This window comes from Xanthomonas arboricola pv. juglandis (genome assembly GCF_905367715.1).
Taxonomy (GTDB): domain Bacteria; phylum Pseudomonadota; class Gammaproteobacteria; order Xanthomonadales; family Xanthomonadaceae; genus Xanthomonas; species Xanthomonas arboricola.
Genome location: NZ_HG999362.1, coordinates 1093079 through 1107845 on the forward strand (window position 1 = coordinate 1093079; position 14767 = coordinate 1107845).

General features: G+C 65.9%; 16 protein-coding genes. 7 read left to right on the plus strand and 9 right to left on the minus strand.

Annotation, left to right across the window (positions count from 1 at the left end; genetic code table 11):
* The first annotated feature begins 38 nt into the window (after positions 1 to 38).
* From KHN93_RS04540 to KHN93_RS04570, 7 genes are all read left to right on the plus strand, one after another.
* The gene (locus KHN93_RS04540; RefSeq protein WP_104561940.1) at positions 39 to 671 is read left to right on the plus strand and encodes a LemA family protein; all 633 of its coding nucleotides are present in this window, start codon (positions 39 to 41) and stop codon (positions 669 to 671) included.
* Between the two features lie 385 nt (positions 672 to 1056).
* On the plus strand, positions 1057 to 1953 hold the full coding sequence (locus KHN93_RS04545) for a TPM domain-containing protein (RefSeq protein ID WP_212579193.1): 897 nt from the start codon (positions 1057 to 1059) through the stop codon (positions 1951 to 1953).
* The gene (locus KHN93_RS04550) at positions 1953 to 2444 is read left to right on the plus strand and encodes a TPM domain-containing protein (protein ID WP_104538476.1); all 492 of its coding nucleotides are present in this window, start codon (positions 1953 to 1955) and stop codon (positions 2442 to 2444) included. The genes KHN93_RS04545 and KHN93_RS04550 overlap by 1 nt, the downstream gene beginning before the upstream one ends.
* 54 nt (positions 2445 to 2498) lie before the next feature.
* Complete coding sequence (gene lgt / locus KHN93_RS04555) at positions 2499 to 3389, plus strand: prolipoprotein diacylglyceryl transferase (RefSeq protein ID WP_104560194.1); 891 nt, start codon at positions 2499 to 2501, stop codon at positions 3387 to 3389.
* The gene (locus tag KHN93_RS04560; protein ID WP_104560195.1) at positions 3386 to 4180 is read left to right on the plus strand and encodes a thymidylate synthase; all 795 of its coding nucleotides are present in this window, start codon (positions 3386 to 3388) and stop codon (positions 4178 to 4180) included. The genes lgt and KHN93_RS04560 overlap by 4 nt, the downstream gene beginning before the upstream one ends.
* A gap of 53 nt (positions 4181 to 4233) precedes the next feature.
* Positions 4234 to 4521, plus strand: coding sequence for a hypothetical protein (locus KHN93_RS04565; protein WP_104560196.1), 288 nt, complete (start codon positions 4234 to 4236; stop codon positions 4519 to 4521).
* Positions 4518 to 5012, plus strand: a complete 495-nt coding sequence (locus tag KHN93_RS04570; RefSeq protein WP_104560197.1) for a dihydrofolate reductase — start codon at positions 4518 to 4520, stop codon at positions 5010 to 5012. Before KHN93_RS04565 ends, KHN93_RS04570 begins: the two co-directional genes overlap by 4 nt.
* 208 nt (positions 5013 to 5220) lie before the next feature.
* Here the strand turns inward: KHN93_RS04570 and KHN93_RS04575 are convergent, their stop codons facing one another.
* From KHN93_RS04575 to KHN93_RS04615, 9 genes are all read right to left on the minus strand, one after another.
* On the minus strand, positions 5221 to 6180 hold the full coding sequence (locus tag KHN93_RS04575; protein WP_104560198.1) for a symmetrical bis(5'-nucleosyl)-tetraphosphatase: 960 nt from the start codon (positions 6178 to 6180) through the stop codon (positions 5221 to 5223).
* Positions 6181 to 6208: 28 nt separating this feature from the next.
* Positions 6209 to 6592 carry a Co2+/Mg2+ efflux protein ApaG gene (gene apaG, locus KHN93_RS04580; RefSeq protein WP_039523655.1) on the minus strand — a complete coding sequence of 128 codons (384 nt, stop codon included), beginning with the start codon at positions 6590 to 6592 and terminating at the stop codon, positions 6209 to 6211.
* Between the two features lie 36 nt (positions 6593 to 6628).
* Positions 6629 to 7417 carry a 16S rRNA (adenine(1518)-N(6)/adenine(1519)-N(6))-dimethyltransferase RsmA gene (rsmA, locus tag KHN93_RS04585; protein ID WP_047124649.1) on the minus strand — a complete coding sequence of 263 codons (789 nt, stop codon included), beginning with the start codon at positions 7415 to 7417 and terminating at the stop codon, positions 6629 to 6631.
* Positions 7418 to 7530: 113 nt separating this feature from the next.
* On the minus strand, positions 7531 to 8499 hold the full coding sequence (pdxA, locus tag KHN93_RS04590; RefSeq protein ID WP_104560199.1) for a 4-hydroxythreonine-4-phosphate dehydrogenase PdxA: 969 nt from the start codon (positions 8497 to 8499) through the stop codon (positions 7531 to 7533).
* Positions 8500 to 8503: 4 nt separating this feature from the next.
* A complete protein-coding gene (locus tag KHN93_RS04595; RefSeq protein ID WP_104560200.1) occupies positions 8504 to 9904 on the minus strand; it encodes a peptidylprolyl isomerase in 1401 nt (466 codons plus the stop codon).
* Positions 9901 to 12333 carry an LPS-assembly protein LptD gene (gene lptD, locus KHN93_RS04600; protein WP_104560201.1) on the minus strand — a complete coding sequence of 811 codons (2433 nt, stop codon included), beginning with the start codon at positions 12331 to 12333 and terminating at the stop codon, positions 9901 to 9903. The genes KHN93_RS04595 and lptD overlap by 4 nt, the downstream gene beginning before the upstream one ends.
* A gap of 125 nt (positions 12334 to 12458) precedes the next feature.
* The gene (locus tag KHN93_RS04605) at positions 12459 to 13367 is read right to left on the minus strand and encodes a histone deacetylase family protein (RefSeq protein ID WP_039515448.1); all 909 of its coding nucleotides are present in this window, start codon (positions 13365 to 13367) and stop codon (positions 12459 to 12461) included.
* A 37-nt stretch (positions 13368 to 13404) separates the two neighbouring features.
* On the minus strand, positions 13405 to 13962 hold the full coding sequence (locus KHN93_RS04610; RefSeq protein ID WP_054591368.1) for a cob(I)yrinic acid a,c-diamide adenosyltransferase: 558 nt from the start codon (positions 13960 to 13962) through the stop codon (positions 13405 to 13407).
* 1 nt (position 13963) lies between these two features.
* Positions 13964 to 14542 (minus strand): hypothetical protein, encoded by a 579-nt coding sequence (locus KHN93_RS04615; protein ID WP_104560202.1) that lies wholly within the window; start codon positions 14540 to 14542, stop codon positions 13964 to 13966.
* Positions 14543 to 14767 lie beyond the last annotated feature (225 nt).

Sequence of the window (14767 nt, forward strand, 5' to 3'; positions counted from 1 at the left end):
ATGGCATGCTGCGGCTCTCTTTCAACGGAATCGCCTGCATGCCCGTCCTGATTCGCGCCCTGGTGTTGCTGATCCTGACCGTCTCGCTGTCCGGTTGCGGCTACAACGCGATCCAGCAGAAGGAAGAAGGGGTCAAGGCAGGTTGGTCGGAGGTGCTGAATCAATATCAGCGTCGCGCCGACCTGATTCCCAATCTGGTGCGCACCGTGCAGGGCTATGCCCAGCAGGAGCGCCAGGTGCTGACCGAAGTGACCAATGCGCGCTCGCGGGTCGGGCAGATCCAGGTCAATGCCGACGACGAAGCCTCGCTCAAGCAGTTCCAGCAGGCGCAGGGCGAACTCGGCAGCGCACTGTCGCGCCTGTTGGTGGTCAGCGAAAACTATCCGCAGCTGAAATCCGACCAGTCGTTCCGCGATCTGCAGGTGCAGCTGGAAGGCACCGAAAACCGCATCACCGTGGCGCGCGGTCGCTACATCCAGACGGTGCAGGAATACAACACCTACATCCGTTCGTTCCCGCAGGTGATCACCGCCAAGATCTTCGGCTATCAGCCCAAGCCCAATTTCAGCGTCGAAAACGAAGCGCAGATTTCGCGCGCACCGCAGGTGGATTTCGGCAATCAGCAGGCGCCGCAGCAGCCGCCTGCGCAGCAACCGCAGCCCGCGCAGTAAGCATATGCAATTTGCGCAGTACCAAATACTGCGCAATGTGCCGCACGGCATGTCGAGGCAATCGTTAGGTTTGCGATGGCAACCCATCGATCGCCAGTTGGATCAATGCCAACTTTCAGGAGCGGCACATCAAGCCTCTCTGCCTTGGGGGCGATAAGGCACGGCTTGCGCGCCGCTGGCGCACGTGCCTTTGAGCGCCCACGCTGCTAGCGAGGGCTGGGGCGCGGTGCGGGGGCGGGTACGGGACGAAGTCCTCATGCTATTCAACTGTAGGAGGCTTCGCTCGCATCCTCATCCGCCCCTTCGGGGCAGCTTCTCCCGCAGGGAGAAGGATCAGCCAGGTAGTGCCGATGAAGTGTCAGTGCTAATCAGCCAGGAGTTGCGAATGCGGAAGAACTACACGCGGGTGTTCTGGATGTTGGCGCTGTTGCTGTTGCCGGCCTCGCTCCTGGCGCAGGATCTGGCAGCCATTCCGCCACTGCGCTCGCCCGTAGTCGATACCACCGGCACACTGGACGCCACGCAGGTCCAGCAACTCGAGCAGCAGGCGCTGGTCTTGCAGCAGCGCAAGGGCGCGCAGTTGCAGGTCCTGATCGTGCCGACCACGCAGCCGGAGCCGATCGAGCAGTACACCCAGCGCGTGTTCGACCAGTGGAAGATCGGCCGCAAGGGCGTGGACGACGGTGTGTTGCTGCTGGTGGCCAAGGACGATCGCCGGGTGCGAATCCAGCCGGGCTATGGCCTGGAAGGTGCGATCCCCGACATCACGGCCAACCGCATCATCCAGGAGTATCTGGCGCCGCGCTTCCGTGAGGGCGACTACGCCGGCGGCATCAGTGCGGCGACTGCGACGCTGGCCGGTCTGATCGAGGGCGAGGCCCTGCCGGCGCCGGTCAGCGGGCACGCCGATGGCGGCGCGGGCAATGGCTCGGGTGGCGGCGGCTGGATCATGGCCTTGTTCATCGGTTTTGTGGTCGCGATGGTGGCGCGCGGCATTCTCGGTGCTTTGCCACGGCCGCTGCGCGCGTTGCTGACCGGCATCGCCGCCGGTGGCGCCGCCCTGCTGTTTACCTCGCTGCTGTTTGCCAGCGCCGGCGCTGCGGTGATCGGGCTGCTGGCCGGCCTGGCGTCCGGTTCGCCGGGGCGCTTTGTCGGCGGCGGTGGCTGGGGTGGTGGTGGATTCGGTGGCTTTGGAGGCGGTGGCCGCGGCGGTTTTGGTGGCGGCGGCTGGGGTGGTGGTGGCGGATCATCGGGAGGCGGTGGCGCCTCGGGGAGCTGGTAATGCGGTGGCTCAGGCATGTCTTCGCGCCCTCGGCGCAGCGCAGTTTCCCGGCCAGCTGTATGGACGCGATCGCCGCGGCGGTTGCCGCCAGCGAGCGCACCCATACCGGCCAGGTCATGGTGGCGGTGGAAGCCGACCTGCCGCTGGACGCGCTATGGCGCGGGCACACCGCGCGCCAGCGTGCCGAGCAGGCCTTCGCGCAATTGCGCACCTGGGACACCGAGGCCAATAACGGGGTGCTGCTGTATCTGCTGCTGGCCGACCACGCCATCGAAGTGGTCGCCGACCGTGGGCTGCGCAGCCGGGTGCCGGAAGCGCAGTGGGCCGAGGTGTGCCGGCGCATGCAGCAGTTCCTGCGCGAGGGCGAGCACGAGGCGGCGGTGCTAGCCGGGATCGAGGCGGTAACCGAGCTGTTGACCGAGCATTTTCCTGCCGCTGCCGGCTCCCAGCATGAAGATGAGCTGCCCGATCGTCCCCAGCTCTTAGGCTGAACGCGTGCGAGGTGTCAGAATAGACGCCTCGCTTTTTCGTGATCCGCGGTCCGCATGATCTATCTGCACGCCATCGACCCCATCGCCTTCTCGCTTGGACCGGTGCAGGTGCACTGGTACGGGTTGATGTACCTGGCCGCGTTCTTCTCTGCCTGGGCACTGGGACGCTCGCGCATCCTGCGCGGCCGCCTGCCGGGTGTGGACATGGACGGATTTTCCGACCTGCTGTTCTACGGCATGCTCGGCGTGGTGCTGGGCGGGCGCATCGGCTACATGCTGTTCTATGCGTTCGACAGCCTGCTGGCCAACCCGTTGATCCTGTTCAAGGTGTGGCAGGGCGGCATGAGCTTCCACGGCGGCCTGCTGGGCGTGCTGATCGCCTGCGGGCTGTGGGCGCGCAAGCACCGGCTGCACTTCTTCGACGTGATGGATTTCGTGGCGCCGCTGGTGCCGCTGGGCCTGGGCTTCGGGAGGCTCGGCAATTTCGTCGGCGGCGAGTTGTGGGGCAAGTTCACCGATGCCGGCTGGGGCGTGATCTTCCCGCTTGCACCGGAACTGGCCGGCAGGTTGCCGGCAGAACTCCAGGCGCAGTACGCCGCCGGTGCGTTGAACCAGTTCGCGCGCCATCCTTCGCAGCTCTACGAGGCGGCGCTGGAAGGCGTGGTGATGTTCGTGGTGCTGTGGACCTTCTCGATGAAACCGCGCGCACGCTATGCGGTGTCGGGGATGTTCGCGCTGCTGTACGGCGTGTTCCGCTTCATCGTGGAATTCGTGCGCGTGCCGGATGCACCGATCGGCTACCTGGCCTTCAACTGGCTGACGATGGGGCAGATCCTGAGCCTGCCGTTGATCATCGGCGGCCTGATGTTGCTGGCGATGTCGCGCCGCGCGCCGGTGTTGCAGCCGGTGCTGGTGCAGACTGCGGGCGCGGAGGCGGCCAAGTGAAGCCCTATCTGGACCTGCTGCAGCATGTGCTGGAACACGGCGCCGAGAAGTCCGATCGCACCGGTACCGGCACGCGCAGCGTGTTCGGCTGGCAGATGCGCTTCGACCTCAACGATGGCTTTCCGCTGGTCACCACCAAGAAGCTGCACCTGCGCTCGATCATCCACGAGCTACTGTGGTTCCTGCAGGGCGACACCAACATCGGCTACCTCAAGGACCACCAGGTCCGCATCTGGGACGAGTGGGCAGACGACAACGGCGATCTCGGCCCGGTGTACGGCAAGCAGTGGCGGCGCTGGACCGGCCCGGACGGCGTCGAGATCGACCAGATGCAATGGCTGGTGGACGAGATCAAGCGCAACCCGGATTCGCGCCGGCTGGTGATCAGCGCCTGGAATGTCGGCGAGCTGCCGCAGATGGCCTTGATGCCGTGCCACAGCCTGTTCCAGTTCTATGTGGTGAACGGCAAGCTCAGCTGCCAGCTGTATCAGCGCAGCGGCGACATCTTTCTCGGCGTGCCGTTCAATATCGCCAGCTATGCACTGCTGACGCATATGGTGGCGCAGGCCACCGGCCTGGGCGTGGGCGATTTCGTGCATACGCTGGGCGATGCGCACCTGTACTCGAATCACTTCGAGCAGGCACGCGAGCAGCTGACCCGCACGCCACGCGCGCTGCCGCGCCTGCGCCTGAATCCCGCGGTGACCGACCTGTTCGCGTTCCGCTTCGAGGACATCGCCATCGAGGGGTACGACCCGCATCCGGCGATCAAGGCGCCGGTGGCGGTATGACGAGCGAGTTGCGGCATGGTCCGCCGGCATCCACTTGAGACGACAGCATTGTGATGGCCAAGCATTCGATCAAGGCACGGGAAAAACTGGCTGATTCGCTGATGGCAATGCAGGCCAGCCTGTTGGTGAATCTCACGAGCATCCTGCTCATCGCACCGATCGGCTTTTTCGGTATTGCCTTGTACAAGGGCGAACCCCTGCAGCTGACGAACATCTTCGGCGAGCAGTCTTCGGCGGCGCTGGCGGTGATTGCCGTGTTGTACCTTGTGGCTTTCTGCCTTGGAATGATGGGCCGGCACGCCGCGATGAAAATCTACGACACGCTGTATCCGGACCGATGAAACTGACCCTGATCGTCGCCTTCGACCGCAACAACGCCATCGGCCGCGACAACGAATTGCCGTGGAAGTTGCCTGACGATCTCAAGCGCTTCAAGGCACTGACCTTGGGCAAGCCGATCTTGATGGGGCGCAAGACCGCGCAGTCGCTGGGGCGTGCCTTGCCGGGGCGAGTGAATCTGGTGCTGACGCGTTCGGGGCAGGTGCCGTTCGCAGACATGCAAGCGGTGGCGTCGCTCGATGAGGCGGTTGCGCAGGCCGAGGCGGCCGGTGCACAGGAGCTGTGCGTGATCGGTGGCGGTGAGGTCTATCGCCTGAGCATGGAGCGTGCAGACCTGCTGGCCGTCACCGAAGTGGACACCATCGTGGAACGGGCCGACACCTACTTTCCGCCGATCGACCCGGCCGTGTGGGAGCCGGTGCAACGCGAGCCGCATGCGCCCGATGCGCGGCATGCCTTTGCATTCGATTACGTGGACTATCAGCGGCGCTGAGCTCACTTAGCCGCGCATGCACGACGGTGCTGCCGAGGGCATGCAGTCCGCGGTTTCGAGACGGCGATGCAAATCGATGCGCTCGCGTGCCGAAAGGCCCAATGTGCAAGCGTGCCAGTCGCGTAGCGGATGCACGATCAGGCTGAATCGCAATCGCCGAGGCATCACCCCGGCATTCTGCAACCAGTGCGCCGATCACGCCCGTTAACTAGTCCGCAGCGGGAGCGGGCGGAGCAGCACTGGGAGCGGGCGAACCGGCGCTCCCGTTCGCATTGTCTCCGCCACCGCCACGCTGGCGTTGCCTACGGCGCGGTGGCCGGCTGCGCTGTGCGGTCTTCGGCGGCTGCGTGATCGGGATTCCCGGCACCTGCACCACGCGCAGTTCGTCGGTATCCAGCTGCAAGGCGGTGAGTTTGCCGCCCCATACCGCACCGGTATCGATGGCGTGCACGCCCTGAGTGATGGTCAGCCCGAGTGCGGACCAATGCCCACAGACGATCTTCAGATCGCGCTCGACTCGGCCCGGCACTTCGAACCAGGGATACAGGCCCTGCGCCTGGGTACCCGGCGTGCCCTTGTCGTCGGTGGCAATGCGCCCACGCGGGGTGCAATAGCGCATGCGCGTGAACAGGTTGATGATTGCGCGGCTGCGGTCGTACCCACTCAGGCCCGGCGACCAGCCCGGCTGATCGCCGTACATGTTGCGCAGCAGTTTGCGATAGCCGCCGCCCTGCAGTTGCTGCTCGACCTCGCGCGCATGTTTCTCGGCCATCTGCGTGGTCCATTTCGGCGCCAGCCCGGCATGGATCATCATCCAGCCCAGTTCGCGGTCCACGTGCGCCAGCTTCTGCATCCGCAGCCAGTCGAGCAGCAGGTCGCGGTCTTCGGCCAGCACGATGCGCAGCAGATCCGGGTTGACCTTGCGTTGTTCCTCTTCCGAACGCGCGCCGATCGCCAGCAGCGACAGGTCATGGTTGCCCAGCACCACCACGCTATGCGCGCGCAGCGAATGCACCAGGCGCAGCGTTTCCAGCGATTGACCGCCGCGGTTGACCAGGTCGCCACAGAACCACAGCGTGTCCTGCGCGGGGTCGAAGTTGATTTTTTCCAGCAGGCGCTGGGTGATGTCGTAACACCCCTGCAGGTCGCCAATTGCCCAGACGCTCATCGCGTGCGCTCCATCAGTCCAGCATCCATCAGTGCAGCGTCCTGGGTACGCTCAGCACGAAGGCGGCGATCGGGGCGGTGAATTCGGTGCCATCGTCGGCCACCATGTCGTAATGACCTTGCATCTGTCCCTGCTCGGTCTCCAGCAGCACGCCGGAGGTGTAACTGAATGCCTCGCCGGGACGCAGCCAGGGCTGTTCGCCGACCACGCCTTCGCCATCCACCCGTTCGGTGCGTCCGTTGGCGTCGGTGATCTGCCAGTGGCGCGCGATCAGGCGCGCAGGCACGGCCCCCGCGTTCTGGATGCGGATGCTGTAGGCGAAGGCATAGCGGCCTTCGTCAGGGGTCGATTGGTGGGCGAGGAAGCGGGGCGACACCTCGACCTCGACCCGGTAGCGCGGATCATCGTGCATGCGGAAAGTCTAAATAAAACCGTGTGGGAGCGGCGCTCAAGCCGGCTCGACATTGGCCAGGCGGATGAAATCCGCGACCTCGAGTTGTTCGGCGCGTGCATCCGGGCGCACCTGCGCGGCCTCGAAATGGGCAGGCTCGCAGACGTTGGACAAGGCATTGCGCAGGGTCTTGCGACGCTGGCCAAAGCCGGCGCGCACCACGTCGGCAAAGCGCCGCCGATCCCTGATCAGCACCGTGGCCGGATCGCGCGGCACCAGCCGTACCACCGCCGAGTCCACCTTCGGCGGCGGCCGGAACGCGCCCGGCGGCACCACGAACAGCGCGGTGACCTCGCAATACGCCTGCAGCATCACGCTCAAGCGCCCGTACACCTTGCTGCCGGGGCCGGCGGCCATGCGGTCGACCACTTCCTTTTGCAGCATGAAGTGCATGTCGGCCACCGCTGCGGCATGGTCCAGCGCATGGAACAGGATTGGCGAGGAGATGTTGTAGGGCAGGTTACCGACCAGCCGGATCGGCGTGCCATCAGCCAGTGCAGTGAAATCCACACTGAGCACATCGCGATGGATGATGCTCAGCGCGCCGATCGGTGCGGCCGCGTCGGTCAGTGGTGCGATCAGGTCGCGGTCGAATTCGATCACGGTCAGTGCGCCGTGCTTGCGCAGCAGCGGAAAGGTGATCGCGCCCTGACCAGGGCCGATTTCGACCAGGTGCTGGCCGGCGCGCGGGTCCACTGCCTGCACGATGCGGTCGATGTAATACCGGTCGGCAAGAAAGTGCTGGCCAAGCGACTTCTTGGCCGGTGCGCTGAAAGAATGATTCATGTGCGCAGTTTAACGTGGCAGCGCCTGCACGCGGTGCCGGTTCTGCGCATCGCCGGCACGCCAGACGGGCTGCGTGCACGCTGCGCCCCGTCGATCGGGCAATCAGGTCCCGCTCAGCCGCGTGCCGCCAGGCGCGCGCACAGCTCGATCGCCGCCATCAGGCTGGACGGGTCGGCGATACCGCGCCCGGCCAACTCCAGCGCGGTGCCGTGATCGACCGCCACGCGCGGATAGGGCAGGCCGAGCGTGATGTTGACCGCCTGCTCGAAGCCGCTGTACTTGAGCACCGGCAGGCCCTGGTCGTGATACATCGCCACCACCGCATCGAAGCCGCTGAGCTTTTGCGGCAAAAATGCGGTATCAGCCGGCAGCGGGCCGATCAATTGCATGCCGTCGCCGCGTAGCTGCTCCAGTACCGGGATGATGATGTCCAGCTCCTCGCGGCCCAGATGCCCGTCTTCGCCGGCATGCGGGTTGAGGCCAAGCACCGCGATGCGCGGGCGTTCCAGGCCGAAGTCACGTCGCATCGCGGCGTCGGTGATGCGCAGGCAGCGCGTCACCGCGTCGGCAGTGATCGCATCGGCCACTGCGCGCAGCGGCAAATGGGTGGTCACCAGGGCGACACGCACGATGGCATTGGCCAGCATCATCACCACCGGGCAGCCCGCCTGTTCGGCCAGCAGCTCGGTGGTGCCGGTGTAGGGAATGCCGCCGGCATTGACCACCGCCTTGTGCACCGGGCCGGTGACGATGCCCTGCAACTTGCCGGACAGGCAGTCGCCGGCAGCGCCACGCAGGCCGGCAATGACCGCCGCCGCATTGGCGGGGTCCGCGGTGCCGAAACGGGTCGGCACGGCCTGGCGGATCGGATGCAGCGGCAGGTCGCCGGGCGCGCGGGCGCGCTGGTCCGGATCGAGCAGCCGTACAGACAAAGACAGCGCCTTTGCGGCGCTGTGCAGAGTGTCCGGATCGGCGTAGGCGATCAGGTGGGCATCCGAGCGCGGCCGCTGGGCAAGCCGGACGCACAGTTCCGGCCCGATCCCGGCCGGCTCGCCTGGCACCAGCGCGAGCGACGGGAGCATCGAATCAGCGCGTCGGCTGTGCCGGCGGCGGCGTCGGTGCGGCAGGCGCCGCAGGGTCGGCCGGCTTGACCGGAGCGGCGGTGGCATCGCCATCGGCGCGGTCGCCGGTGCGGAAGCTCACATACGCTTCGCCGCGCAGCTCCTGCAGATAGCGGTTGTACTCTTCTTCCAGCTTGCGGCGGCCGATCGTTTCACGGATCTGCGCACGCTGGCTTTCGGCACTGACGTCGGTCTGACGGCTGCCCACGCGCTGCACGATGTGCCAACCCGCCTGGGTGCGGAACGGCTCGGATACTGCGCCATCGGCCAGCCCTTCGACCTGCTTGCCGAAGTCCGGGCCGAACGCATCGGCCGGGAACCAGCCCAGATCGCCACCCTGGCCACGGCTATTGGTGTCTTCGGACGACTCCTTCGCGGTAGCCTGGAAGTCGGCGCCGCCGGTGATGCGGGCACGCAGCGTGTCGATCTTGGCCTTGGCTTGCGCCTCGGTCTGGCTGTCGTTGATGCGCACCAGGATATGGCGTGCGTTGTATTCGGTGACCAGCTTCTTTTCGCCGCCGGCATTGGCGTCGCGCATTTCCACCAGCTTGAGCAACTGGAAACCGCTCGGGCCGCGCAGCGGACCGGCGACCTGACCGGGCTGCATGTCGCGGATCAGCTGGGCGAATGCGTTGGGGATCTCGTCCAGGCTGCGCCAGCCCAGATCGCCGCCTTCCAGCGCGTTCGGGCTGTCGGAATACCGCACTGCGGCCGCCGAGAAGTCCAGCTCGCCCTTGTCGATCAATGCCTTCACGCCATCGACCTTTTTCTGGCCAGTGGCGATCTGGTCGGCCGTCGCACCTTCCGGCAAACCAACCAGGATGTGCGCCAGGTGGTATTGGCTGCCGGTGGTGGCCTGCTGCGCCAGCGCAGTGTCCACTTCACCTTCGCTCACGCTGATGCGGCTCTGTGCAAAGCTCTGACGCAGGCGCTGCACGATGATTTCGTCGCGTACCGAAGCGCGGAAATCGCCATAGCCCATGCCGTCGGCCGCCAGTTTCTGGCGCAGGCCATCGACAGTGGTGCCGTTCTGCTGGGCGATGCTGGCAATTGCCCGGTTGAGTTCCTCGTCGCTGACGCGGATACCGCTGCCATCGGCACGACCGACCTGCAATTTGACCAGGACCAGACGCTCCAGCACCTGGCGCTGCAGGACATCGTCCGGCGGCAGCTGGTTTTCCCGGCCCGCGTACTGCGACTTGACGTTGCGTACGGCGCGATCGAGCTCGCTCTGCAGCACCACGTCTTCGTCGACGATGGCGGCAATGCGATCCAGCGGCTGGGATTGCTGTGCCGAGGCCAACGGCGAGAGCGTGCTGGTGAGTACCAGCAGCGAGGCAAGAACAACAGAGAAAGGCTTGGTCATGGAATCAAGTTCGGATCGTAATCGTCCGGATTAGTCGTGGTATTGCTGGGCGGGACCAGGTACAGGTCGTCGCGGTAATAGCCGAGAATAGCACGGCGCAAAGTGCGGTCCGTGTTCTGCCCGAACGAGCTCAGGCCCTTCAGCACGAACTCCACCTGGATGGAGTTGTCCATCTCGCCATTGCGGTTGCGCACGAACCGGCGCACCAGCGCGCGCACCGCCAGGCAGCAGCTGTCCCACTGCACGCCACCGATGATTTCCAGTGGCTTGCGGTCCAGCAGCGAGTAGTAATAACGGCCGACCGCACTCCAGCTGGGGTTGATCGGGTACAGGAAGGAGAAGTCGGCCTGCTTGAGCTGGTCGCTGTCATCGATCAGGTTGCGACGGTAGCGATACGCCAGATTGATGATTCCGTCGTTGTTGAGCAGGTAGCGCGTACGCAGGCTGGCCAGATCTTCCTTGCGCGAGTTGGGGTTCCACTGATAGGTGGCGCCCATCGACCAGCGATCGTTGATCATGTAGTTGGCGTCGGCCACCCAGGCAGACTTGCCCTGCTCGATCGGCTGCTCGCTGCCGCCAGTGGCAGTGTTGGTGCTGTTGTTGATGGTGACCAGCGAGTCGTTGAAGTACAGGATCTGCCCCGCACTCAGCGACAGTTTCTCGCGGCCATCGTCCTGGCGCAGCCAGCGCGAGGTCACTGCCAGAGTCAGCTGGTTGGCATCGTTCTGACGGTCGGCGCCGGTGTAGCGCGAGTCGCGGAACAACTGGCCATAGCTGAAGGTGAACGGGCGGGTATCAAAGACCGGCAGATCGTCTTGGTCACGGTACGGCACGTACAGGTAGTACATGCGCGGTTCCAACGTATTGAGATAGTTGGTGCCGAATACCGAGGTCTCGCGGTCGAAATACAAACCGGCATCCAGCGAGGCGATCGGCAGGCTGCGTGAGGGGGAACGGTCACCGGTCAGCGGCGCGGTGTTGGCCAGCGTCGAATCCAGCTGATACGCGGTGTAGCGCCATGCCACGGTCGGAGTGAAGAACCAGGCTGCGCCGGACAGCGGCATCGAGATATAGGGCTTGATGTCAAAGCGCGAACCGCTGCCGTATTCCTTGTTGCGGATGTTGGTGCGCACGTAATCATCGCCGTCGTCACCGTTGGTGTTCCCGTCGGTTGGAGGCCTGACAAAGTAAGAGTCGTCGTGGTTGAAGCGCACCGCTTCGGCGTACACGCCGGCCTCGAAGATGCCGAATGGCTTGTCCCAGGTGAAATAGGCGCGCGGCTGGCGGTTGTAGGGCAGCGCCTGCTCGTCCAGCGTGTAGTCGGTCAGCTGCCAGCGATCGGCCATCAGGCCGGCGGTCCAGGTTTCGCCGGTACCGTAGATGCCCACGGTACTCTGCAGGCTGGAGGCCGAGCCCATGCCGTTCAGGCGGCTGGTGAAGTCTTCCACATAGCGGGTGTCGCTGACCCAGGAGATGCTGGCACGCGCCTGCCAGTACTTGTTGACGTTGTGGTAGCCGCTGTAGAAGACGCTGCCGCGGTCCTTGTCGCGCAACTTGTCGTTGGGCAGATAGTTGCCGGTGATCTCGCCGCGACCGCCTTCGTACAGGTAGCGGAACTCGGTACCGAACATGAAACCGCGCTTGCTCATGTAGCGCGGCAACAGGGTCGCGTCGTAGTTCGGCGCCAGGTTCAGGTAGATCGGTTGCAGGTAGTCGAAGCCATTGCGGCCGGACAGGCCGAACTGCGGGAACAGCAGGCCGGTCTGGCGACGGTCATCGATCGGGAACTTGAACCAGGGGAAATACAGCACCGGCACCTTGCCGATCTGCAGTACGGCGTTGCGGGCGGTGCCGAAGCCTTCCTCGTTGTCGACGTCGATCTCCGGCGCACGCACGCGCCAGATCGGCTGCGAGGGGTCGCAGGTGGTGTAGGTCGAGCGGTGCATCTGCCCGACCTGGCCCTGCAGGTCCACCGATTCGGCCGCGCCGTTGCCGCGCCGGTCCACCAGTTGGTACTGGATGTTGGTGACCTTGTGGGCGTCGGTGTCCTGATTGCCCTCGGCACGGTCGGCGACCATGCGGAAGGAGGTGTCTTGGTAGCGGACATGGCCTTCGGCGATGTAGTTGCCGGTCTCGGTGTCCATGCGCAGGTTGTCGGCGCCCAGGAACTGGTCGCCGCGCTTGAGCGCCACGTTGCCCTGGTACTGTGGGGTGGTGCTGGTGCCGGACAGCTGGTCGCCTTCGATATCGGTCGGCAACTGCTGGCGCATTTCGGCGGCCTTGGCGTCTGCGGCGGGCGCGCCGTCGAAGCCTGGCAGCGGATCCACGGCCGGGCACAGTCCCCAGTTCAACGGCTTGTCGGCAGCCATGGCCGGGAGGCAGATGGCGATGCTCAAAGGCAGGGGCAGCAGGCGGAGAACTCGGCGCACGCGTGATTCAACCAATAAAATGGCGACTAGCTTGCCGCATACCCCGCATAGGGGCAATGAAGAGCTCCCTGGTCGGGAGGGCGAGGTTCATCGCGATGGGGGCGCAAGCAAGGCGCCGGTAGGGTTCAACGCAGCGCGGCCACGTGCGCCACGCTGCTTTCGCGCAAGGCCTGCAGGTCGTAGCCGCCTTCCAGCATGGATACCACCCGGCCACGGGCATGCCGCTCGGCCAGGGTGCGCAGCGCGCCGGTCAGCCAGGCGAAGTCGTCGGCATCGAGCATCAGATCGGCCAGCGGATCGCGCAGATGCGCATCGAAGCCGGCCGAGATCAGGATCAGCTGCGGGCGGAAGGCATCCACCAGCGGCAGCATCTCGTCTTCCCACACGTTGCGGAAGCGCAGCCCGTCGCTGCCTGGTTGCAGCAGCAGGTTGTGAATGTTGCCGATGCCGCGCTCGTAAACGCTGCCCGAGTGCGGATAAAGCCCGGACTGGTGGGTGCTGAGATACTGCACGCTCGGGTCGCGCTCGAAGATCGCCTGCGTGCCGTTGCCGTGGTGGACGTCGAAATCCACGATGCTGATGCGTTCCAGCCCATGCCGGTCGCGCGCGTGCGCGGCGGCCACGGCAATGTTGTTGAACAGGCAAAAACCCATCGACACCTGCGCGGTGGCGTGGTGCCCGGGTGGGCGTACGGCGCAGAAGGCGGTGCGGGTGGCGTCCTGCATCACCGCGTCCACCGCGGCGATGCCGGCACCTGCCGCGCGCAATGCTGCCGCGCGCGAGCCGGGCGACATCACGGTGTCCACGTCGAGCCGATGGTGGCCTTCGAAGGCGGTTTCCAGCACCGCGTCGACCTGTTCGCGCTCGTGCACCCGGCACAGGTCGCCGAGCTTGGCCAGCGGTGCCTCGCGCCAGTCCAGGTCCGGGAACGCGTCGCGCAGGGCCCCCACCACTGCTTCCAGGCGGGCGGGGCTCTCGGGATGCTCGGGGCCGGCGTCGTGACCGAGGCAGGCGGGGTGGGTAAAGACCAACATGGGGCAAATCTAGCCTGTCCGCCGTGCCATGTGCAGCTCAGCCGCGCCGGCGGTCGTGCCGCCACAGTACTTCCTGCTGGCCATCGGCGCGCGCCAGCACGCGCGCCAGCACGAACAGCAGGTCGGACAGCCGGTTCAGGTAGCCGATCGCCTCGCTGCGCACGCTCTCCTGGCGCGATAGTGCAACGGTCTCGCGCTCGGCCCGGCGCACGATGGTGCGGGCCAGGTGGCAGCGCGCAGCGGCCTCGCCCCCGGCCGGCAGGATGAACTCCTTCAGCGGGGGCAGCGTGTCGTTGAAAAGGTCCAGCTGGCGCTCCAGCGCATCGATATCGGCGCTATCGATGGCGGCATGGCCGGGGATGCACAACTCGCCGCCCAGATCGAACAACTGGTGCTGGATGGTGGTCAGCAGCCCGGCGATCGGTTCCGGCACGCCGGGTGCGGCCAGCAGCACGCCGATGGCCGAATTGGCCTCGTCCACGGTGCCGTAGGCGTTGACCCGCAGCGCGTCCTTGCCGGTACGGCTGCCGTCGCCCAGCCCGGTGCTGCCGTCGTCGCCGGTGCGCGTATAGATACGCGAGAGCCGGTTGCCCATCTCAGCCGGCCTGGGTCTGGCCGGGTGCGCTGGTCAGGCGCTCGGCGGCCACCTGGATCGCCGCAGCCGCAGCGACATACAGCGCGGCGCTGCGCAGATACGGTCCCAGCCAGTCGGTGTAGTTCTTGAAGCAGCCGGCCACGGTCGGCTCGGCCACGCTGGCACTGATCCAGTAGAAGCTGCCCTGGGCGATCAACTGGCACAGCGCCACCGAGAGCAGCAGCGCCGGCGCCAGCCGGGCCAGCGCGCTCCACTGCGCGCCGTGGTACTGCCGACGCAGCCACATGCCCCCGGCCCACAGCGCGAAATACGCCGGGATCAGGCACCAGTACGCCGGCGACACGCAGTAGTGCTGCCAGAAGCTCAGGCCCTGGCTGGTGATCACCAGCCAATCCACCGCCACTGCCAGCAGCATCAGCAGCGGGAACGCCAGCCTGGTGCGCTCGGCCAGATGGAAGCCGCCGATGAAGAACACCGCCCAGGACGCGTCCGGGATCGGCGCGAAGTGATTGATCCGCGTGGCCGCCATCAGGACGGCAAGCAGACTCAAAACCAGGGTGTCGTGCGAGCGAGGAGTCATGCGCGGAGGTGGCCGGATCACAGGCTGGCGAGTGTAGCGTGGAACCCGGCGCGCCCGCGCCATCGGCGGCCTTGCGGTGGCCCGCCTGGCGCAAGCGACCGCATAGCGCCCCCGTTGCCGAACACGGCGGACGCAAATCGGTGGGTGCCCGGATGCGCCCTGCACCCGCAAGGGTCGGGCAGCGCTCCCTGCGCGATCAGCCGGCCGCGCCAGACCAGCTAGGGC

Coding starts and splice junctions, on each gene's coding strand:
- KHN93_RS04540 (WP_104561940.1), top strand. CDS start 39: ATGCCCGTCCTGATTCGCGCCCTGGTGTTGCTGATCCTGACCGTCTCG.
- KHN93_RS04545 (WP_212579193.1), top strand. CDS start 1,057: ATGCGGAAGAACTACACGCGGGTGTTCTGGATGTTGGCGCTGTTGCTG.
- KHN93_RS04550 (WP_104538476.1), top strand. CDS start 1,953: ATGCGGTGGCTCAGGCATGTCTTCGCGCCCTCGGCGCAGCGCAGTTTC.
- lgt (WP_104560194.1), top strand. CDS start 2,499: ATGATCTATCTGCACGCCATCGACCCCATCGCCTTCTCGCTTGGACCG.
- KHN93_RS04565 (WP_104560196.1), top strand. CDS start 4,234: ATGGCCAAGCATTCGATCAAGGCACGGGAAAAACTGGCTGATTCGCTG.
- KHN93_RS04570 (WP_104560197.1), top strand. CDS start 4,518: ATGAAACTGACCCTGATCGTCGCCTTCGACCGCAACAACGCCATCGGC.
- KHN93_RS04575 (WP_104560198.1), bottom strand. CDS start 6,180: ATGAGCGTCTGGGCAATTGGCGACCTGCAGGGGTGTTACGACATCACC.
- apaG (WP_039523655.1), bottom strand. CDS start 6,592: ATGCACGATGATCCGCGCTACCGGGTCGAGGTCGAGGTGTCGCCCCGC.
- rsmA (WP_047124649.1), bottom strand. CDS start 7,417: ATGAATCATTCTTTCAGCGCACCGGCCAAGAAGTCGCTTGGCCAGCAC.
- pdxA (WP_104560199.1), bottom strand. CDS start 8,499: ATGCTCCCGTCGCTCGCGCTGGTGCCAGGCGAGCCGGCCGGGATCGGG.
- KHN93_RS04595 (WP_104560200.1), bottom strand. CDS start 9,904: ATGACCAAGCCTTTCTCTGTTGTTCTTGCCTCGCTGCTGGTACTCACC.
- KHN93_RS04605 (WP_039515448.1), bottom strand. CDS start 13,367: ATGTTGGTCTTTACCCACCCCGCCTGCCTCGGTCACGACGCCGGCCCC.
- KHN93_RS04610 (WP_054591368.1), bottom strand. CDS start 13,962: ATGGGCAACCGGCTCTCGCGTATCTATACGCGCACCGGCGACGACGGC.
- KHN93_RS04615 (WP_104560202.1), bottom strand. CDS start 14,542: ATGACTCCTCGCTCGCACGACACCCTGGTTTTGAGTCTGCTTGCCGTC.